Origin of the sequence: Streptomyces sp. 8L (assembly GCF_020176795.1) — a bacterium.
Classification (GTDB): domain Bacteria; phylum Actinomycetota; class Actinomycetes; order Streptomycetales; family Streptomycetaceae; genus Streptomyces.
On record NZ_JAIUKE010000106.1, the window covers coordinates 1 to 21,858 of the forward strand.

Sequence of the window (21,858 nt, forward strand, 5' to 3'; positions counted from 1 at the left end):
GGCGCCCGCCCCGCCCTGCCGATCCGCCCGCCGAGCAGCGAACCCGTGGCGAACATCGCCATCGCCACCAGCGGCCCGGCGACCGAAAGACCGGAGCGGGGCGCCGCCGAGAACCCCAGCAGCAGCACATTGCCCGTCATGTTGCCCACGAAGGACCGGCCGAGGCGCAGGTAGCAGAAGGCGTCCACCAGACCCGTGGCGAAGGTGAGGAGCAGCAGCCCGGGGACGGCCCACCGCTGTGTGACGGGCGCCTGGTCGGGCATGGACCCACCTGCCTTCCGACGGTCTTGACCCGGCATGTCAGAGTTCTCGGAGTTCCCGCGTATTCGATCACGTTCGACCGCCGGCGCGGTGCCGGCGGCGGGCCGTCATTCCAGCGAAGCCAGCCGAAGGAGACAGCCGTGCGCCGCACGACCGGATCGACACCCGACCGGATTTCCGCCAACTGGGCCGGCAACATCGTCTTCCACGCCGCACGCGTGTGCACTCCCACGACCGTCGACGAACTGCGCGAGACCGTGGCCGCGAGCGGCTCCGTACGGGCGCTCGGCAGCGGCCATTCGTTCAACGCCCTGGCCGACACCACGGGGGATCTCATCTCCGTCGCGGGGCTGCCCGCGAGCGTCGACATCGACCGGGCGGCCCGCACGGCCACCGTCTCGGGCGGCCTGCGGTTCGCAGGCTTCACCGACGCGCTGCACCGCGCGGGACTCGCGCTGCACAACCTGGGATCACTGCCGCACATCTCGCTCGCGGGCGCCTGCGCCACCGGCACCCACGGCTCCGGCACGGGCAACGGCTCGCTCGCCACGGCCGTCCGCGCGCTCGAACTGGTCACCGCCGACGGCTCACTGCGCACCCTGGAACGCGGCGACGCGGACTTCGACGGCGCGGTGGTCGCCCTGGGTTCCCTCGGCATCGTGACGCGGGCGACCCTCGACCTGGTGCCCGCCTTCGAGGTGCGGCAGTGGGTGTACGAGGGGCTGCCGGGCAGCGTGCTGCGCGAGCGGCTCGACGAGGTGCTCTCGGCGGCGTACAGCGTCAGCCTGTTCACGCGGTGGCGTGCCGACGAGATCGACCAGGTGTGGCTCAAGCAGCGGGTCGGGGACCCGGTGCCCGGTACGGACAGTGGCTCGGCCGCCGCGCCGGGGCGCTGGCTCGGGGCGCGCCTCGCCGACGGCGCGCGGCACCCGGTGCCCGGCATGGACCCGGTGCACTGCACGGTCCAGGGCGGCGAGCCGGGGCCCTGGCACGAGCGGCTGCCGCACTTCAGGGCCCAGTTCACCCCGAGCAACGGCGACGAGCTCCAGAGCGAGTACTTCGTGGCCCGGAAGGACGCCCTCGCGGCCTACGAGGCGCTGCGCACCGTCGCCGACCGGATGGCGCCCGTCCTCCAGATCGGCGAGATCCGCACGGTGGCGGCCACCGGTCTGTGGCTCGACCCGGCGCACGGCCGCGATTCGGTCGCGTTCCACTTCACCTGGGTGCCGGACCTCGGCGCGGTGACACCGGTGCTCGCCGCGATGGAGGAGGCGCTCGCGCCGTTCGCCGCGCGCCCGCACTGGGGCAAGGTGTTCGTCATGGGCGGCGACCGGTTGCGGGAGCTGTATCCCCGCTTCGGGGACTTCCGGTCGCTGGCGGCGCGCATGGACCCGTCCGGTACCTTCCGCAACGAGCTGACCAGCCAGTTCTTCGGCTGGGACCGGCCGGAGTGAGCGGGCTCAGAGCCTCGCAGGAGAGGCCGGGGTGCCTGCGTGCGCGGAGCGCGGGACGTGCTCCCTGAGTTCAGCGGGACGCGTTCCTTGAGTTCAAACGTGTGATCTATCGTTCATACGCAGGGGTAGTTTTTCCGCGACCAGGGTTCCTACGCTCACCCCTATGGTCCGGTCAGCCCCGCCCGCGCACGCCGCTGCCGCGCAGCGCCGTCGCCCGCTCCTGTACACCTCCGCCGCCGTCGCGCTCCTCGTGGCGGGCTGGGCGGTGACCGACAGCGCCGACGCGGCCGGAGGCTCCGGGCCCACCCGTGCGGCGGCCCGTACCGCGCCCGCGCCGAAGATCCCCCGGCAGTCCGGCGCCCCCCGGCCGGTGGCGTCGGCGGAGTCCGGGGGCGGCACCCGTCTGCTGCCCTCGCCCGTGGTGTCGGCCGACGCGCTCGGCCCGACCGCGGCGCCCTGGCCGTCGTCCGGCGCGGCCCTGCGCGCCTCGCTGTCCACCGCCACCGCGACCGCCGGGGACGGCGCCGCCGAGAAGGCCGGAGCGGCCGTGCACGAGCTGCCCATCACTCTCGACAAGGGCTCACGGGCCGCGCTCTCCATCGCCGCTCTCGATCTCACCGACGGCCGCCGGGCCGGTTACGGCACATCGGGAGAGGCCGCGTTCGACACCGCGAGCATCGTGAAGGTCGACGTGCTCGCCGCCCTGCTGCTCCAGGCCCAGGACGCTGGGCACGGCCTCACCGACTCCCAGCGCTCCCTCGCCTCGGACATGATCAGGGCCAGCGACAACAAGGCGACCGACCACCTCTGGAACACCATCGGCGGCACCGCGGGCCTGACCCGCGCCAACCACCGCCTCGGCCTCACCCACACCACGGCGGGCGCGGGCGGACTGTGGGGGCTCACCCAGACCACGGCGCACGACCAGCTCACCCTGCTGTCCGCGATCTACGGAACGGGCCACTCCGTGCTGAGCGCGGCGTCCCGTTCGTACGCGAGCTCCCTGATGGCGCGCGTCGAGAAGGACCAGCGGTGGGGCGTGTCCGCGGGCGGCACCCCCACGGGGCTCAAGAACGGCTGGCTGCCCCGCAGCGCCACCGGCAAGTGGGACATCAACAGCATCGGCCTGGTCACCGCGGGGGGCCACCGCGTCCTGCTGGCCACCCTCTCGTCCGGCAACACCGGCATGGACGCCGGGATATCGCTCGTCGAGAAGGGCGCACGGGCCGCCGTCGCCACGCTCGGCCTGCGGGACACCGCCTGAGGGGACGAAGAGCGGACCCCGCGCGGGATCAGTGCTCCATGCGGTCGATCTGCCGGATCTTGTTGGTCACATCCAGGGCGGCCACCTTGTACGACTCCGCGAGCGTCGGGTAGTTGAAGACCGCGTCCACGAGATAGTCGACGGTGCCCCCGCAGCCCATCACGGACTGGCCGATGTGCACCAGCTCCGTCGCGCCCGTGCCGAAGCAGTGGACCCCCAGCAGCGAACGGTCCTCGGGGGACACCAGCAGCTTCAGCATCCCGTGCCCGTCGCCGATGATCTGGCCGCGCGCCAGCTCCCGGTAGCGGGACACTCCGACCTCGAACGGCACGCAGGCATCCGTGAGCTGGTCCTCGGTACGGCCGATGAAACTGATCTCGGGGATCGTGTAGATACCGATCGGCTGAAGCTCGTCCATCTCGTCGACCGGTTCGCCGAACGCGTGGTAGGCGGCCACCCGGCCCTGCTCCATCGACGTCGCGGCGAGGGCCGGGAAGCCGATGACGTCGCCGACGGCGAAGATGTGCGGCACGCTCGTGCGGTACTGCTTGTCGACGGTGATCCGCCCGCGCTTGTCGGCCGTGAGCCCCGCCCGGTCCAGCCCGAGCTCGTCGGTGAGGCCCTGCCGGCCGGCGGAGTACATCACCGCGTCGGCCGCTATCTTCTTGCCGCTCGCGAGGACGGTCAGCGCGCCGCGTTCGTGCCGCTCCACGGCCGCCACGGTCTCGCCGAACCGGAAGGTGACCCCCAGGTCGCGCAGCTCGTACTTGAGCGCCTCGACGACCTCTCCGTCGCAGAAGCCGAGCATCGTCGCCCGCTGCTCGACCACGGTGATCTTGGTGCCGAGCGCCGCGAACACCGAGGCGTACTCCATGCCGATGACACCGGCCCCGACGACGACCATGGACCGGGGCACCCGGTCCATGTTGAGGATGCCGTCCGAGTCGATGATCGTACGGTCGTCGAACTCGACACTGGCCGGGCGCGCGGGCTTCGTGCCGGTGGCCACGACGATGTTGTCGGCGGTGAAGAGCTTCTCCCTGCCCTCCGGGTCCTTGACGGCGACGGTGTGGGCGTCCTCGAACCGGCCCGTCCCGGTGATCAGGGTGACCTGGTTGCGGGAGAGCTGGCTGCGTACGACGTCGACCTCGCGCCGCATCACATGGTCCGTGCGGGCGGTCAGGTCGGCCACCGTGATGTCGTCCTTGACCCGGTAGCTCTGGCCGTACAGGTCGCGCTGGGAGAGCCCGGTGAGATAGAGCACCGCCTCGCGCAACGTCTTGGAGGGGACGGTTCCGGTGTGGATGGACACACCGCCGACCATCTGCGGGCGGTCCACCACCGCGACGCGGTGGCCGAGCTTCGCGGCGGCGATGGCGGCCTTCTGACCGCCGGGGCCCGATCCGATGACGAGCAATTCGAAGTCACGCACGACCCGAAGTCTCGCATTTCCCGCCGTCCGCCGGTAACCCCGGGGCCCGCCGCCGCAAGGCCGCGGTCCGGGACCGGCTCCTGCCTCAGGTGGCGCGTCGGGCCTCAGCGCTCGGGCCGCTCGCCCGCGGCGAAGTACGCGCCAGGCGTACGGCCCGTCTCCTTCCGGAACGCGGCCACGAACGAACTGGGCGTCGTGTACCCCACATGCCGGGCGACGGCGCTGAGCGGCCGGTTCGCCGCCATGTGTTCGAGCCCCGCCCGCAGCCGCACCCGGGTCCGCCACCGGCCGAACGACAGCCCCGTCTCCGCGCTGAAGAGACGGGCGAGCGTCCGCGCGCTCGCACCCACGTCCCGGCCCCAGTCCGCGAGCGCCCGCGGGTCGGCGGGCGTGGCGATCAGCGCACGCGCCACCCGCCGCGCCCGCTCGTCGGCCGGCATCGGGACCTCGATCGTCGTCACCCCGACCGGCCGCAGCAGGTCGAACAGCACGGCCTCCGCCCTGCGGCGCGGCTCCCGGCCGAGACCGGGACCGGGATCGGCGAGATGCGCTATCAGCTCCCGCAGCAGCGGGCCGACCGCGACGACCGTCGGCTGTGTCCACCGCACGGGGCACCGCCCGGGCAGCAGGTACACGCTGCGCATCAGCGCCGGGCGGGTGGCCGTCGTGGCGTGCGGGACGCCCGCCGGAATCCACAGCGCAAGCGTCGGCGGCAGTACCCACTCGTGCTCCGCGACGTCCACGCCCAGGACCCCGGCGGGCGCCCACACCAACTGGTGGACGTCGTGCTCGTGCCGGCCGAAACGCCGGCCGCGCGGCATGTCGAAGCTGACGACACGAAGGGCCTCGCCGGCGGGGGGGGCCCCCCCCGGCCGGGCCCGCCCCCCCCCCCCGCCGGGGCCGGGGCCCCCGCGGGGGGGGCCCCCAGCCCCCCCCCCGGCCCCGCGGGGGGGGGGGGGGGGGGGGGGGGGGGGGCCCCCCCCCCGCGCCGGGCGGGGGCCCCCCCCCGGCCGGCCCCCCCCCCCCCCCCCCCCCCGGCTCCGTCCTGCCGCGTGCCTCCCTGGGCACACTGGTGTCCGCTCGGCCGGGCGTCCCGCCGGGAGCGCGTCCGGCTCGCGTGTCCGTTCGGCGACATGAAACGGCACTGTATCGCCTGTACGCCAACGCGCCGCACGGATAGCCTCGGCTCCGGGGTCCGCCCGCCCGGCCGCCATGACGGGGACCGCGCCGAGGCCGCCCCGCCACCGGGCCGGCCACGCCAGGACCCGTCCGTCCTCCGAGAGGTGACTCCTTCGCATGCCCGACGCCACGGATGGCCCCGACCGCGCCCCGCGCTCCGCGACGGGCCGCCGAGCCACCGGCTCCGACGCCCTGCTCGTGGCGACGGCCCGCTCGCTCGGCGGGAAACTGTCCTTCGCCGCCGCGCTCGCCTGCGTCCACCAGGCGGGCGAGGCGCTGGTGCCGGTACTCGTCGGGGTCGTCGTGGACCGGGCCGTGGACGGCGGTTCCCTCCACGCGCTCCTGCTCTGGCTCGGCGTGCTGGCCCTCGACTTCCTCGGGCTCTCCCTGTCCTTCCGGTTCGGCTCCCGTTCCGCGATCCTCTCGTCCGAACGGGCCGCGCACGACCTGCGGGTACGGGCCGCGGGGCGGCTGCTGGCGGCCGACGGCGCGCGGACGCCCGGCATACGCGGCAGGACCCCCGGCGAGCTGCTGTCCGTCGCCACCTCGGACGCGCAGCGCGTGGGCCAGTTCAACGCGAGCCTCGTCGTCACCGCCGGGGCCGTCGTCGCCCTGGTGCTCGCCGCGGTCCTGCTGCTGCGGATGTCCCTTCCGCTCGGCCTGCTGATCGTCGTCGGCACCCCGGCCGTTCTCGTCGGCATGAACCGGCTCGGCCGTCCGCTGGAACGCAAGGGCGCCGAGGAGCAGGCCGCTGCCGCGCGCGCCGCGGGGACGGCCGTCGACTTCGTCGCAGGGCTGCGCGTCCTGAAGGGACTGCGCGCCGAGCGCCCCGCGTACGCCCGGTACGCGCAGGCCAACAGCACCAGCCTCCGCGCCACCCTCGTCGCCGCGCGCTCCGAGGCGCTGCTCGACGGCACCGCACTGCTGCTCGCTGGGGTCCTCGTCGCGGCCGTCGCGCTGGTCGCGGGACGCCTCGCGCTCACCGGGGACATCAGCCTCGGCGACCTGATCGCCTGCGTCGGACTCTGCCAGTTCCTGATCGGCCCCACCCAGGTGCTGATGTCCTTCGGGCCCGCGCTCGCCCGTGCCCGCGCCTCCGCCGGGCGGATCGCCGTCCTGCTGCCCGAGGACGGGGGAGGCGCCGCGGCGCTGGCGGACGCGGCGACCGGACGCGGCCGGGACCACGAGACCCACAAGACCCATGGGGACCGGGCGGGGGACGGGGGAGGAGGACCGTCGCTGCCGAGCGACACGCCGGGCGCACTGTCGCTGCGCGCGCTGCACGCAGGACGCCTGCGCGGGGTGTCGCTCGACGTCGGGCCCGGCGAGCACCTCGGCATCGTCGTGCCCGACCCGGCCACCGCGGCCGAGCTGGTGGGCTGCCTCAACGGCGAGGGCGCCGCCGAGTCCGGCACCGTCATCCTGGACGGCACCCCTCTCGACGCGCTCCCGCTGGAATCGGCGCGCGCCGCGCTCCTGGTCGCGCCGCACCACCCGTACCTCTTCGACGGCAGCGTCGCCGACAACCTCCGCATCCGCGACGGCGGGGAGCACGACACGGCCGGTGACGCCGCGGACCAGCGCGCACTGGCCGCCGCGGCGGCCGACGAGGTCGTCGCGGCCCTGCCGGACGGCATCCGCACCCGCATCGGCGAACAGGGAGCGTTCCTCTCCGGCGGGCAGCGCCAGCGCGTCGCGCTCGCCCGCGCCCTGCGGGCCGATCCGCCGGTCCTCGTCCTGCACGAACCCACCACGGCGGTCGACTCGGTCACCGAGGCGCGGATCGCCGACGGTGTCAGGGCGCTGCGCCCCGGGCGCACCACCGTCCTCATCACCTCCTCCCCGAACCTGCTCGCGTCCTGCGACCGCGTCGTACTCCTGGACGGCGGCACGGTCGCCGCCGTCGCGTCGCACGCGGGCCTCGCCGCGACCCACCCCGGCTACCGCGCGGCGGTGTTCGCGTGAGCGGCACCGTCAGGGAACTGCTTCCCACCGCGACCGGCGCGCGGACCCGGCGCGCCGCCCTGGAACTGGTCGCCCGCCACCGGTGGCTCACCGTCGTCACCGCCGCCGTCTTCGTCTGCGGCTCGGCCGCCGCACTCGTCGCCCCGCTCGCGCTCGGCGGCATCGTCGACGCCGTGACCCGGAAAGAGGGATACGGGGCCGTCACCACGGCCACCGCGATCCTGCTGGCCGGCGCCCTCGCCCAGGCGGTCTTGACCGCCGCGGGCAACGCACTGAGCGCGCAGGTCGGCGAGAGCGCGCTCGCACGGCTGCGGGAACGCGTCATCGCCCGCGCCTTCGCGCTGCCCGCACAGCGTGTCGAGGAGGCCGGCGCGGGCGACCTCGCCGCCCGCATCGGGGACGACTCCGCGCTCGTCGCCGCCGCGCTGCGCGAGGTCCTGCCCAAGATCGCCTCCTCCGCGCTCACCATCGGGTTCACCCTCGTCGGACTCGCCGCGCTGGACTGGCGCTTCGCCCTCGCGGGACTGTGCGCCGTGCCCGTACAGGCGGCGACGCTGCGCTGGTACCTCAGGATGTCCACCCCGCTGTACGCGGCGCAGCGGGTGGCGGGCGGTGAACGGTCCCGGCAGATCCTGGAGTCGGTCTCCGGCGCACCGGCCGTACGGGCCTTCCGGCTGAGCCGGGACCACACGCGCAGGGTCGCCGAGCGCTCGTCGGAGGCCGTGGACTACGCGGTACGGGCGGCCGTGCTGCGGTCCCGGTTCTTCGGGCGCCTGAACATCGCGGAGTTCATCGGCCTCGGCCTGATCCTCGTCACGGGGTACTTCCTCGTCCACGCGGGCGAGGTACGGGTCGGTGAGGCCACCGCGGCCGCGCTGATGTTCACCCGTCTCTTCGACCCGGTCAACACCCTGCTCGCGCTCGCCGGCACCGCGCAGGAGGCGGCGGCGGGTCTCGCCCGCCTGGTCGGCGCGGCCGACCTCGCGCCCGGGCCCGGCGGCGACCTCACCGACCCGGACGCCGCGAACCCCGCGGGCGCGGGCGAGCGCGCCATGGCGGGGCCGCCCGCCGTGCGGGCCCTCGGGATCACCCACGACTACCGGCCCGGACACCCGGTCCTGCACGGCGTGGACCTGGTGATCGCGCCCGGCGAGCAGGTCACGCTCGTCGGGCCGAGCGGCGCGGGCAAGTCCACGCTCGCCAGGATCATCGCCGGGGTGCACCCGCCGACCGGGGGAGCGGTACACATCGGGGACAGCGAGGCCACCGGCAGCACCGGCAGTACCGGCAGTACCGGCAGTACCGGCAGCACCGGCGGGAACGGGGGCACTGGCGGCACCGGCAGCACCGGCGGGAAGGAGAGCACTGGCGAGAACGGCAGCACCGGCAGTACTGCCAGTACCGCCAGTACGGGCAGCGGCGGCGGTGCCGGGAGCACCGGCAGTACGGGCAGCGCCAGCGGGAACGGCAGCACCGGCGGTGCGCCGGCGCTCGCGGCCCGGCCGGCCGTCCTCCTGCTCGACCAGGACACCCACGTCTTCTCCGGCACGCTCGCCGAGAACCTCCGCCTCGCCCGCCCAGGGGCACCCGATGACGCGCTCCTGGCCGCCCTGGACCGGGCGGGCGCGCTGCCCTGGGCCGAGGCCCTCCCGGCCGGGCTCGGCACCGTCCTCGGCTCCGGCGGCACCGGCATCACGCCCGTACAGGCGCAGCAACTGGCGCTCGCGCGGCTCGTCCTCGCGGACCCGCCCGTGGCGGTGCTCGACGAGGCGGCGGCCGAGGCGGGCAGCGAGGGGGCGCGGAGGCTGGAGGCGGCCTCGCGCGAGGTGCTGCGCGGCCGTACGGCACTGGTGGTGGCGCACCGGCTCGACCAGGCCGTCACCGCGGACCGGGTGGTGGTTCTGGACGGCGGACGCGTCGCCGAGCAGGGCACGCACCGCGAACTCGTCGCGGCGGGCGGGGGCTACGCGGCCCTGTGGGCGGCCTGGTCCAGCCGTTCGGGGCCGGAGGCGGGGGTAGTGCCGGGGCCGGCCTCGGACACCGAGCCCGTACCCTCTCTGCCCGGCCAGCGTCCATCGACGGCGGGCGGGGCCGGGAACGCGGTAGCGCCGTCGGACGGCTGACTGGCGGCGGCGCAGGCGCGCCGCCGCCCCCCCCCCCCCCCGGGGGGGCGGGGGGGGGGGGGCCCGGGGGGTGGGGGGGGGGGGGGGGGCCGGGGGGGGGGGGGAAGTGGCGGCCCCAGGCCCCCACGGCCCGCCCCGCTGTGGGCCGTGCGAGTGGCGACCGGTGGGTACGCGTTTCCGATCGCGGCAGTGGGGGACTCGAAGGTGACGACCGATGCCCCCACGACGGAGGAACAAACGTGACCGAGGTACCGACCATCACCCTCAACAACGGTGTCGGCATCCCTCAGCTGGGCTTCGGGGTGTTCCAGATCCCCCCGAAGGACACGCGCGCGGCGGTTCTGACCGCTCTGGAGACCGGCTACCGCCACATCGACACCGCCGAGATGTACGGCAACGAGAAGGAGGTCGGGCAGGCGGTCAGGGACTCCGGGATCGACCGCACCGAGATCTTCGTGACCAGCAAGCTGAACAACGGCTTCCATGAGCCCGAGGCGGCGGCGCGGGCGTTCCGCAAGACGCTGGAGACGCTCGACATCGGGCACCTGGACGCCTTCCTGATCCACTGGCCGCTGCCGAAGGTCGGCGACTTCACCGAGACCTGGCACGCCATGGAGGAGATGTACCGCACGGGCGACGTCAACGTGATCGGTGTGTCGAACTTCCAGCCGCACCACCTGCGCCGCCTGCTGGACTCCTCCACGATCGTGCCGGCCCTCAACCAGATCGAGATCCACCCCTACCTCGCGCAGGACGACGTCCGCGCGTTCAACACCGAGCACGAGATCGCGACCGAGGCGTGGTCGCCGATCGCGCAGGGGCTGGTCCTCGACGACCCGGTGATCAACGCGATCGCCGAGCGGCTCGGGAAGACGGCCGCGCAGGTCACGCTGCGCTGGCACATCGACAGGGGCGACATCGTCTTCCCCAAGTCGACGACGCCGTCCCGGATCAAGGAGAACTTCGACCTGTTCGACTTCGCGCTGAGCGAGGAGGACATGGCCCAGATCACGGCGCTGAACAGGAACGAGCGGACGGGCTTCGACCCGGACCAGTTCAACGCGACGTCCACCTGACACCACCGGCGGACGGCGCCCGGCAGCGCGTCGCACCGCCACCCGACAGGCCCCGGCAGCGCGTGCGCCGGGGTTTGCCTCTGCCAAGACCGCCCGTACCGCCCGTACCGCCCGTACGGCATGGCGGTGCCGGCCACGGTCCGGCAGCGCCCAGCTCCGAGCGGACTGTGATCCGTAGGCGGTGGAGGTCCGACCAATCGGTCGGTTCCTTCACCGCCTTTCTGTGTGAAAACCCGCTGTGTTCCCACTGGTTGGCGGCCAGAGTTACTCTCGCGTACTCCCTTGACGGGTACAAACCTCCGATGTTCACTGCCTGTTGTGAACCTGTCACTCTTGCGTGCCCCCTGCCATGGCCCCGGCCGGGCGCGCCGCGCGGCAGGCACGACGTACTCCGTCCCCCGCCCGCTGTCGTACGTGGGAGTGCCACACGATGAGATCCCCCCGCCTGCTGGCCGCACTGCTGGCCGCCCTCTGCGTGTCGGGCGGCCTCGCCGCCCTCTCGCCCGCCACGGCCGCGCCCGCCGCGGCCACCGACGCCGCGTTCAACTCCGCCACCGGAGCGCTGAACGTGGACTACGCGAACTACCTCGCCAAGCACGACATCGTCTACAACCGGCCCAACACGGACCCGGACGACGGCCTGACGGTGGGCAACGGCCGGGTCGGCGCGATGGCCTGGCAGCAGAACGGCCTGACCATGCAGGTCTCCGGCGTCGACTCGTCGGAGCAGACCGCCTTCGGCGCCGGTGACGTCAACCTCGCCACCACGCCCGCCATGGACAGCGGCTACAGCACGTACCAGCAGCGGCTGTCGCTGTACAACGGCACGCTCACCACGAAGTACGACACCGACCGGACCGTCACCGTCATGGGCAAGCCCGACTCGGAGGTCATGGGCATCCATGTGGACGACAAGCGGTCGGGAGTCTCCGCGATCACACTGAACCTCAGCCTCTGGGACCTCGGCAACCTGTCCAACAGCGGGGACGTTCCGAACCTGGACACGTGGAAGACGGTGTCCACGTACGCGGACGCGAGCGGCGCCGGCATCAGCCGTGGCCAGGCCGACCCGGACAAGTTCGGCTCCACACTGGCCGCGACCGTCGAGGGCGCCCCGTACACGGCGAAGGTCGTCGACGGCCGTACGGTGCGGCTGACGATCACCCCGTCCAGCAGCTACACGATCTGGTTCACGTCGAGCAGCAGGCTGAACGCCGCGGGCCACGACTCCGTGGCCCAGGCGAAGAACGCGCTGAACGCCGTGAAGTCCACCGGGTACACGAAGACCCTCAGCGACTACCAGAACTGGTGGCACTCCTTCTGGCAGAAGTCGTTCGTCCAGTACTCCAACTCCTCCGGCGACGCGGACTACCTGGAGAACGCCTACTACCTCGGCACTTACATGATCGCGGCCGGCGGCTACGCCAACTACCCCTTCCACTTCATCAACGGGGACTTCCGGGCCACGGACGACAACACCAAGTGGTCGAACGCGTACTGGTACTGGAACCAGCGGGACGTGTACAACTCGTTCCTTGCGTCCAACCACGCCGACATGATGGCGACCTTCAACAACCTCTACAGCAGGAACTCCGCCGCCCTGAAGGCGTATACGAAGACCCGCTACAACGTCGACGGACTCTGGGTGCCCGAGACCATGGGCTGGGACGGCAACGCGCGGGGAACGGTGAACAGCGACTACACCAAGAACATCCTCTCCACCGGCACCGAGGCCGCGGAGAACATGTACGCGCAGTACCAGTACACCAACGACACGGCCTATCTGAGGAACACGGCCTACCCGTTCATGCGCGATGTCGCCACGTTCTACGCGAACATGCTCTCCAAGGACGCCTCCGGCACGTACTACATGGCCAACTCCAACGCCCACGAGACGTATTGGAACGTGCCGAACGCCATCACCGACCTCGCCGCCGTGCGCAGCCTGTTCCCGGCCGCCATCAGGACGGCGAAGCAGCTCGGCCAGGACAGCGACCTCGCGGCACGGTGGCAGGACATCCTCGACCACCTCATCGCCTACCCGTCGGACGCCTCCAAGAACACCTATCTGCCGCACACCCCGCCGATAGCGCAGACCCGCAACGACGAGAACGTCGCCTCCGAACTCGTCTGGCCCTACAGCGTCACCGGCATCGGCTACCCCGACCAGCAGAAGGCCGTCAACACCTGGAACACACGCCCGTTCCCGTACGACAACGTGTGGGCCAACGACGCGGTCCAGGCGGCCAGGCTCGGCCTCGGCGACCAGGCGTACGACGGCATGAAGAAGATGCTCCAGAAGTACCAGAACTACCCCAACGGGCTGACGGCCAACACGAACGGCGTCTTCGAATACCTCGGCGTCAACCTCTCGGCCATGAACGAGTCCCTGCTCCAGTCGTACAACGGCAAGATCCGTGTCTTCCCCGCGATCCCGTCCGACCCGTCCTTCACGGGCAAGTTCACGCTGCAGGCCAGCGGCGGCTTCACCGTCAGCTCGGAGCGCGAGGCCGGTGAGACGAAGTACGTCGGCATCCGCAGCCTGTACGGCAACACCACCACCGTCGTGAACCCGTGGGGCACCCAGCAGGTCCAGGTCCGCAGGCTCTCCGACAACGCGATCGTGCAGACCACCAGCGCCTCCGAGTTCACCCTGAGCACCGCGGCGGGCACCGGGTACGTGGTCGAGCGCACCGCCAAACCGCTCAGCGGCTACTCGGCCACCACCCTCACCGGCACCGCCAATCAGGGCGTGAAGACGCTGAGCGGCACGGACTCGACCTTGGGCCTGGGCGCCACAGCCGCCCCGATGGTCAACGACACGGCGCTGACGTACGACAGCGACTGGTACGCGACCACCGGCCGCGGCTACGGGGACTACAACGACGACGCCCACCACAGCACCACGGTCGGCTCGGCCGCCCAGTACACCTTCACCGGGACCGGCGTCGACCTCCTCACCGAACGCAACGGCGACATGGGGACGATGGACATCTACCTCGACAACGCCAAACAGGCCACCGTCGACCTGAATGTCTCGGGCGCGCGTCAGGTCCAGCAGACGGTGTGGAGCAAACAGGGCCTCTCCAGGGGCAGTCACACCATCAGGATCGTCAACCAGAGCACGCGCGTCGGCATGGTGGACGCCCTGAAGGTGACGCCGTAGCGGCACGCGCCGCCGTGCGGGCCGGGTCGCACGGGCCCCGGCGGTGCCCTACCGGATCGTCCGGCCGGGCACCGCCCCTCCGCCGTCCGGTCCCGCGCGTCGGACCGACCGGCGCGGGCCGTCCGGACCCGCGCCGTGCGCCCGGGGCAGGCCGGGGCAGCCCGGGCAGGCCCGGGTACGGGGCCAACTGCCGCACGCCTCTTGACGAGTGCGGGTCAACGCTCGAAGAATGGGCGCGCCATGCTCTGACAACGTTGTCTAGCGGAGGTGGGCATCCGCGTGCGGCAGCGGGGGCCGCCTCCATGGAGGAATCCCGATGAGATGGACCCGACATCCGCGCCCGCGGACGCGCCCGTGTCTGCGCGCGCTGGGGGTGGTGGCGGCGGCGCTCCTGACCGGTGGGGCGCTGGCCGCGCCCGCCGCGCAGGCCGTCCCGGGGGGCGCCGCCGGGCACGGCGCGCTCACCAGCCTGGTGAACCCGTTCATCGGCAGCCAGGACGAGGGCAACACCTATCCCGGAGCGACCGTCCCCTTCGGCATGGTGCAGTTGTCGCCGGACACCGGCCACAACACCGGCTACGACTACACGCAGAACCAGATCAGGGGCTTCTCGCTCGTCCACCTCTCCGGGGTGGGCTGCGGCCTCGGCGGCGACCTGCCGGTGCTGCCCACCACCGGCGACGTCAGTGAGACGGACTACGCGAAGTACGCGGCCACCTTCAGCCACGACGACGAGAAGGCGAGCCCCGGCTACTACAAGGTGGGCCTCGACTCCGGTATCACGGCAGAGCTGACGGCCACCGAGCGTACCGGTGTGCAGCGCTACACCTTCCCCGCGACGGACAAGGCGAACGTCCTGCTCAACGCCGGCCAGGCGCTGCACAAAACGCTCTCCACCAAGGTCGAGGTCCTCAACGACACCACGGTGCGTACGGCGATCACCGGCAGCGGCTTCTGCCAGGACACCAAGCCCTACACCGTCTACACGGTCACTCACTTCAACCGGGCGTTCACCACCTCCGGCACCTGGAACGGCGAGACGGTCACCGCGGGCTCCCGGCAGTCCTCCGCGACCTCCGGCCTCAACGGCGCCTACGTCCGCTTCGACACGAGCAAGAACCGCACCGTGGAGGCGACCACCGCCGTCTCCTACGTGGACGCCCGGGGCGCCGCGCTCAACCTCCGCGCCGAGGGCGGCCGTTCCTTCAGCGCCGTCGAGCGGGCCGCGCGGTCGGCCTGGGAGAAGCGCCTGGAGAGCGTCCGGACGCAGGGCGGCTCCGACACCCAGCAGAAGACGTTCTACTCCTCGCTGTACCGGTCCTTCCTCGCGCCGAACACGGGCAGCGACGTGGACGGCCGGTACACCGGATGGGACCAGAAGACCCACCGGGCCAAGGGGTTCACGTACTACCAGAACTTCTCGCTGTGGGACACCTACAGGACCCAGAGCCAACTGCTGTCGCTGCTCGCGCCGCGGCAGGCGCGGGACATGGCGATCTCGGTGCTCCAGATCGACAAAGACAGCGGCTGGCTGCCCAAGTGGGGCTACGGCACCGTCGAGACCAACATCATGACTGGCGACCCGGTCACCCCCTACCTCACCAACGCCTTTCAGCAGGGGCTCCTCAAGGGGTACGAGGAACAGGCCTACCGGGCGCTGAAGAAGAACGCCGACGGGGTGCCGCCCGCCGACTCCGCCCCCGTCGGACGCGAGGGCAACAAGGAGTACCTGGCCGACGGCTACGTGCCGTACATCGCGAACCACACGCACGCCAAGCCCGGTGACTCCGACTACGACTACGGCGGCTCCGCGACCCTGGAGTACGCGCTGGCCGACGGCATGCTCGCGCAGATGGCGGGCGACCTCGGGCACAAGGCCGACGCGGCGCGCTACGCGAAGCGCGCCGAGAACTACCGGAGCGTCTTCGACCCGTCCACCGGCTTCTTCCGCGCCCGTGACACCGGCGGCGCGTTCGCCGGGCCCGACGACCCGGCGCAGAGCGTGGGCTTCCACGAGGGCACGTCCTGGCAGTACCAGTGGCTGGTGCCGCAGGACATCCCCGGCATGGTCGGCCTGATCGGCGGCGAGCAGGCCACGAACGCCCGGCTCGACTCCTTCTTCGCCTACGACCAGTTGGTGCGGGACCCGGCGAAGACCGCCAGTGAGGTGTGGGTCAACGGGCCGTACTCGTACTACAACGCGAACAAGTACAACCCCTCGAACGAGCCCGACCTCATCGCGCCGTACACGTACCTGTCCACCGGCCAGCCCTGGAAGACCACGGACGTGGTGCACGCCGCGCTGACCCTCTTCACCGACGCACCGACCGGCATGACCGGCAACGACGACCTGGGCACCATGTCCGCCTGGGACGTGCTGTCGTCCATCGGGATCTTCCCCGTACAGCCCGGCACCAGCACCTGGGGTCTTTCGACCCCCGTCTTCGACCGCGTGGACCTCGCGCTGGACCGGCACTACTACCCGCTGGGCCGGCTGACGATCAAGGCGTCCGGCACGTCGGACACCGACCGCTACACGCAGTCCGTGTCCACGAACGGCTCGCCCTACGGAAAGACGTATCTGACGACGGACACCCTGCGCCGCACCCGTGACCTGACGTTCACGGTCGGAGCGGAGCCCTCGCAGTGGGGCACGTCCGCCGACGCGGCACCGCCCGCTGTCGTCGGTTCCGCGGCGCAGGCCGACTCCGCCGGCTGACCCACGGCGACGCGCCGGACCGGCCGCCCCAGGGTGCCGGTCCGGCACACGCCGCGCTGGCGCGGGGCTCGGGCCCGGCGGCGCTGTACCCGTGCCCGGCAGGAGAAGGCCTTCTGTCCGACGACGGGTTCCCGGTGGTCAGGCCGTCAGCAGTACGGCCTGCCAGGGCAGCCCACCGCGGCCGTCGGCCGGGAGGCCGGACAGGGCGCTCAGCGCGAGCGCGGCACCGGCGGCGCCGTCGAGAAGACCGGGACGGTCGAGCGGGACGTCGGGCTCGTGGTGCGTGGACGGGGGCAGGGCGGAGAAGAGGAAGGGCCGCTCCGGGTCGGCGCGGTCCAGCAGGTCCCCGACCAATTCCGGTATGTGGCGGCGGAGTTGCTCCCCCTCGGCTTCCGCGCACATCGCGGCGACCAGGCACAGCAGGCCCGCGGCACCGTGGCACAGCGAGGCGTCCCGGATCTGGCGCGGCCGGCTCAGAGCGGCCGCCATCGCGTGCGCGGCCGTCGCGCGCCACCGGGCGACGGACAGGGCCCGGCCCGCCAGATGCAGCGCCGTACCGGCTCCGGGGGCCCCGTAACACCACGCCGCCCGGGCGGGCGGCGGCCGGCCGGCCGGTCCGTCCAGCGCCACGGCCTGCGGCCAGTAGAGACCGTGTGTGTCGTGCTCGCACACGGACACCAGCCACTCGGCGATCGACTCGATGGCCTCGCGCTGCCCCGCGACCCGCACACCCTGGAGCCAGGCCGTCGACAGCAGCGCGAGCGGTCCCGGAATCCCGTGCGCCATACCGAGGTTGACGCCCCGCCCGCGGCGGGAGCCGGCATCCTGGACGCGGAGCGGATCGCCGGTGACGAACCCCGGAACGGTACGGCCCGAGACCACCGTGGGCGAGGCGAGCCCCACCAGTGCCTCAAGTACCCGACGGGTCAACGGCTCGTGGTGCCCGGCTCCCAGCAGGTGGCGGCCCAGGCCGGAGAGCCCCGACGCCGCGTCGTACACCGCCATCGGCACCCCCGCCGCGCTCCCGCGCGCGTCGGCGGCGCGGGCCAGGAGCCTTTCCGTGAGCGCGGTCAGGGAACGGTCGGCGGACGACAGCAACGCGGCGTAGGCGCCGCCGCGCCCCGCCGCCACGCGTGCCGCGAAAGCCAGGGCGGGAAGCCCCGTCATGGCTCCCGCCGGCAGCGGTGGACGCGTTCTGAGGCCCGAGGCCGCGGCCGTGAGATGGCGGTGCGCTCCCTCACGGTCCCCCAGCGCGGCGAACAGCAGGGCGATCCCGGGGTGTCCCGAAGCGCCGGAGACCGGATGCCAGGCCGCGTAGCCGGTCTCAGGGCCGCCTCCCGCCCTCTCGGCGATCCCGGCCACGCGTGCCGGATCGGACAGCCGCTCGGCGACGAGCGCGGTGACCCGGTCTACGCGCGCCAGCTCCCGCGGTTCCAGGAGCGAGCGGGGAGCCGCCGCGCCGGCCGGGCGCGCGCCCGGTGCGGAGCGGCGCGCCGCGTCCTCATGGGCCCGCGCACCGCCTGCCGCCGCGTACGTGTTGCGATCGGGCCCGGTCCGCCCCGCCTGCCGGCCGTCACCCTTCTCCGTCGTCATCGCCGCGCTCCAGCCGACACGTCCCGGCACCGCCGGCCGGGTGCGCGGCGGCGCTGTGTACGCGAACACCTCATGACCGCCCCCGTGTTGCACGCAGGCGGTCCTGGTGTGCGGCCACGGCCCCACGGGCGATCGCGTGTGCGCGCGCCTCCGCGCCCGGGTCGATGCCCAGGCGCCGGTTGCAGTGCAGGTGCAGCAGAGCGGGCAGCACCTCGGCCGGGCGGACCCATGGCTGACGGGCGGACAGCGCGCGCAGGACGTCGCCGTACCGGGCGGCCTCCTCGTACAGCCGGCGTGCGGGCCCGGAGGGCGGCGGGGCACCGGCCTCGGGCCGGATCGCCCCGAGGGCCGCGGTCCTGCGGCCGGCGAACGCGTCGTGGTACTCCTCGCGCTTCGGGTACGTCTCCAGCAGCCAGGCGGCCCAGCCGTCCTCCTTCCCGCCCTTCTCGCCGTGGAACGCGCGTGCCAGCAGGACCAGGTCGGTTGCGGTTTCCAGCAGGACGTCCGAGTGGCCGTCCGCGAGCCGCCGCAGAACCAGGGCGCTGTCCGCGGCGAAGACGCTCTCGGCGGCGGGCAGCGCCTCCGCCCCGCCGTAGCGTTCGGTCTCCGGCCGATACGTGTCGAGGGCCAGCCCGCGGACGAGCCCCTCGGCGCGCAGCGCGGCGGTGAGCTCGTGCACGCGGGGCAGCAGGACGTCCCGCAGTGCGCCGGGATCGCCGTGGAAGCGCAGCCGCAGATGCGGGTCCGGGTCGCGGTAGCGCAGGAAGTGGGTCTGGTCCACGCCCTCGGGCGGGTCGGTGAGCAGAGCCGCGAGACGGCGGGTGAGCAGTTCGTTCTGCCGTGCCGCGGCCGTGTACAGCTTCGCGTAGAGCCACTCGCCTCCCGGCAGGTGTTCGTCGGAGAAGTGCCGGACGGGAGGCAGCGGGCGCGGTGCGGAGGCGGGCGCGGAGCCGGCTCGGGTGAGGGCGGCGACGATCTCCACCGAGTGGGCGCCGCCCTCCGGGTCGCGCAGCCAGCCCGCGGTCAGGTCCTCGCCCTCAGTGGCGCTCTGGAGCGTCACCGTCCCGTTCCCGGCCTCCCGCCGCAGCAGGTCGCGGTGGGCGGGAACGCTCAGATCCAGCGGCAGCCTCTGGTCCTCCTGGACCAGTTCCACCGCGCAGGGCACGCGCCAGCGGGCGCGCCAGGCATCGAGCGCCGCCTCCCACGAGCCCGCCGCGGTGTCCTGTGCCCGTACGGTGTCGCTCTCCAGGCGCCAGCGCGCCGGGCAGAGCACGACGCGGCCCACCCGGATCGCGGGCAGGAAGGGCGCCGAGGCGAGGGAGCCCCAGTCCCAGGGCCGCAGGCGGTGCTGCCCGAGGGTGACCGCCTCCTCCAGGAACCTCACCACGTTCGGCGCGGACAGGTCCCGGCGCAGGGCGTGGAAGATCTGCGGCGAGACCTCCCGCCCCAGCCGCTTCGAGAAGATCCGGAACTCCCGCGGGCCGGCCCCGACGAGCAGGTCGTCGAGTCCGAGCGTGCCGGGGCCGGGCTCGACATGGGTACCGACCGTGACGCGGTGGTCGAGCCAGTCGGGTGCCTGGCCGACGTTGCCGTGCCGGTCCGCGGCGGGGCGGTAGTGCACCTGCACCGGCAGCGCGCCGGGCCGTCTCGGCGCCGCGGCCCGAACGGTCTTGCGCAGCCGGCCGTCCTGTTCCAGCAGATGGGCGAAGCGGCCGAAGGCGATGCCGGCCAGCGGGGTCGCGGCGTAGGGCGACAGCACCAGGGTGAAGTCGCCCGCGTCCAGGGCCTCCAGGCCGTCGGCGACCACCTGGGCGTACAGCTCCAGAGAACCCGGTGCCTCCCGGTCGCCCGGGCCGTCGGCGGCCAGCTTCTCGACGAGTACTCCGTCGAGCCGGACCTCGGTCTCGCCCCCTGCCATCGCCTCCTGGACGATGCGCAGGAGCAGCGTCTCGCGCCGAGGGCAGCGGGGGCCGCCGTCCCGGGGCTCCGTTGCCCTGTCTCCCGCGGGCATCCGATAGCCGGCGGGCGCACCGAGACCGGCGTCCTCGTCGAGCAGTTCACTCACTGGAACAAGCCGCTCAAGCCCGTACCGTTCGAGGAACTCCGCGTGATACCCCGTCAGGGGGTGGGGCTGGGGAGCGGAGATCCGCCACAGAACCCCGGCGGCCCGTTCCAGTTCGCCGGCCACGGACTCGGGGAGCGTGACCCGGGCGTCCAGCAGCAGGTCGACCTGAGCCGCCTCGCCGCCCGGCAGCGCCGCACGCATCGCCCGCCACTGCCTGGTGCCCGCCCCGACCGGGGTCGCTGCGTACTCCCGCAGCGCCTCCTGCCAGCGGCACACCTCGGCGCGGGCCGCGCCGCCGCTTCGGGCCGGCAGGACGTCGAGGAGATGGGCGAGCGCGTCGCTCCGGCCGGGCGGCGCCTGGAGGTTGGTCAACAGGACACCCGCTCGGACGAGTTGGAGCAGCAGTGTGCTGACGGCACCCTCCTTGGCACCCGTGAACTCCGCTTCGAGCCGTGCGCGCAGGTCCGGCCACGCGACGGGCTTCGAAGCGTGGCGCAGTACGGCCGCCACCACCGGGGTCAGGCGCAGAGTGCGGGCCGAGGCGCCGGAGGCCGCCGACGTCCCGCCGTCCTCTCCGCCGCTGTTCGAGGCGAAGGGCAGCACCAGCCGGTCACCCCGCTCGCGGCAGAGGCTGTTGACGCTCACCCGCAGCGACCCGACGAGCCCGGGGTCGGACTGCCGGCCGGAGACGAGCTGGTTGAGGCGCGCCCGGTCGGGTCGGACGTGCTTGCTGTGCGCGTCCCCCCACGCGGCCGAGACCGACGGGCCGAATCCCGCTGCCGCGACCCCGGCCATCAGCCCGAAGGGCGTGGGCCGGGAGGCGGCCCTGAGCCAGTACCGGGTGAGGGATCGCGCCGCCCGGACGAGGTCCCGCGTCCTGGGCTTCTCGCCCCGCTCCAGCGCCGCCACCTGACCGGCCAGGGAAGGGCTGGAGACCTCCAGCGCCTCACGGAACCGCTCGTCGCCCCCGAGGTCCGTGATGTATCCGATCAGGGCCTCGCGGTCTTCGGCCTCCGGCCCTCCGGGCGCCCGCCACGTCCTGCGCAGTTCCCCGCGAGCCAGGAGTGGTGCCCGGAGCATGACGTCACCGGTGCACCGGAAAAGCGGCTCCTTTCCCATATGCGCTCCTCCCCGAGTGCCTTCAAAGCTCTCCCCGCGTCGCTTTATAACACGGGAAGTCTTCTCGCGGGAGATTGCACCGGAGCGCGATCCTCTTGTCGCCAGGGCTGGTTGACGTGAGATCTGGGCAGACCTAACGTTCTCCGCAGGCGCCGATCGACGCCCTTCGCAGCAATTCCGAAATGGGGTAGCCGCATGACCGAGCAGGATGATTTCGACATCGAACTCGAAGAAATTCCGTTCAGCGAGGAAAACGCCGACGCCGAATCCGTCATCTCGCACACCGTGACCACCTGTGCCCTCTGCTGACTGATCCCGGGCCGGCCGCGGGGGGGGGGGGGGGGGGGGGGGGGCCCCCCCCCCCCCCCCCCGGGGCCCGGGGCCCCCGGAGCAGAACCCACCGCGGGGCTCCAGGGGTCGCGCGAGGCAGAACGCGTCGTGC

The 21,858-nt window shown here is 73.0% G+C and carries 12 protein-coding genes; 7 read left to right on the forward strand and 5 right to left on the reverse strand.

The window, feature by feature from the left end:
* Positions 1–263 (reverse strand): YoaK family protein (locus LCE31_RS11170; protein WP_225014029.1); only part of this gene is annotated, 263 nt, incomplete at its 3' end.
* A gap of 138 nt (positions 264–401) precedes the next feature.
* Here LCE31_RS11170 and LCE31_RS11175 point away from each other — a divergent pair.
* A complete protein-coding gene (locus tag LCE31_RS11175) occupies positions 402–1,715 on the forward strand; it encodes an FAD-binding protein (RefSeq protein ID WP_225014030.1) in 1,314 nt (437 codons plus the stop codon).
* A 163-nt stretch (positions 1,716–1,878) separates the two neighbouring features.
* A complete protein-coding gene (locus LCE31_RS11180; RefSeq protein ID WP_225014031.1) occupies positions 1,879–2,979 on the forward strand; it encodes a serine hydrolase in 1,101 nt (366 codons plus the stop codon).
* Positions 2,980–3,007: 28 nt separating this feature from the next.
* Here LCE31_RS11180 and sthA read toward each other — a convergent pair whose 3' ends face one another.
* A complete protein-coding gene (sthA, locus tag LCE31_RS11185; protein ID WP_225014032.1) occupies positions 3,008–4,411 on the reverse strand; it encodes a Si-specific NAD(P)(+) transhydrogenase in 1,404 nt (467 codons plus the stop codon).
* A 104-nt stretch (positions 4,412–4,515) separates the two neighbouring features.
* Positions 4,516–5,232: an AraC family transcriptional regulator gene (locus tag LCE31_RS11190; RefSeq protein WP_225014033.1), complete on the reverse strand. Its 717-nt coding sequence runs from the start codon at positions 5,230–5,232 to the stop codon at positions 4,516–4,518.
* Positions 5,233–5,707: 475 nt separating this feature from the next.
* Between LCE31_RS11190 and LCE31_RS11200 the strand changes: the two genes are divergently transcribed.
* From LCE31_RS11200 to LCE31_RS11220, 5 genes are all read left to right on the forward strand, one after another.
* Complete coding sequence (locus LCE31_RS11200) at positions 5,708–7,555, forward strand: ABC transporter transmembrane domain-containing protein (protein ID WP_225014034.1); 1,848 nt, start codon at positions 5,708–5,710, stop codon at positions 7,553–7,555.
* Positions 7,552–9,678: an ABC transporter ATP-binding protein gene (locus LCE31_RS11205; protein WP_225014035.1), complete on the forward strand. Its 2,127-nt coding sequence runs from the start codon at positions 7,552–7,554 to the stop codon at positions 9,676–9,678. Before LCE31_RS11200 ends, LCE31_RS11205 begins: the two co-directional genes overlap by 4 nt.
* A gap of 239 nt (positions 9,679–9,917) precedes the next feature.
* A complete protein-coding gene (locus LCE31_RS11210; protein WP_225014036.1) occupies positions 9,918–10,754 on the forward strand; it encodes an aldo/keto reductase in 837 nt (278 codons plus the stop codon).
* Between the two features lie 430 nt (positions 10,755–11,184).
* Positions 11,185–13,920 (forward strand): glycosyl hydrolase family 95 catalytic domain-containing protein, encoded by a 2,736-nt coding sequence (locus LCE31_RS11215; protein ID WP_225014037.1) that lies wholly within the window; start codon positions 11,185–11,187, stop codon positions 13,918–13,920.
* A gap of 316 nt (positions 13,921–14,236) precedes the next feature.
* On the forward strand, positions 14,237–16,639 hold the full coding sequence (locus tag LCE31_RS11220) for a GH92 family glycosyl hydrolase (protein WP_225014038.1): 2,403 nt from the start codon (positions 14,237–14,239) through the stop codon (positions 16,637–16,639).
* Positions 16,640–16,777: 138 nt separating this feature from the next.
* Here LCE31_RS11220 and LCE31_RS11225 read toward each other — a convergent pair whose 3' ends face one another.
* Positions 16,778–18,232, reverse strand: a complete 1,455-nt coding sequence (locus tag LCE31_RS11225) for a lanthionine synthetase C family protein (protein WP_225014039.1) — start codon at positions 18,230–18,232, stop codon at positions 16,778–16,780.
* 70 nt (positions 18,233–18,302) lie between these two features.
* Positions 18,303–21,377, reverse strand: coding sequence for a lantibiotic dehydratase (locus tag LCE31_RS11230; protein ID WP_225014040.1), 3,075 nt, complete (start codon positions 21,375–21,377; stop codon positions 18,303–18,305).
* Positions 21,378–21,858: the final 481 nt, after the last annotated feature.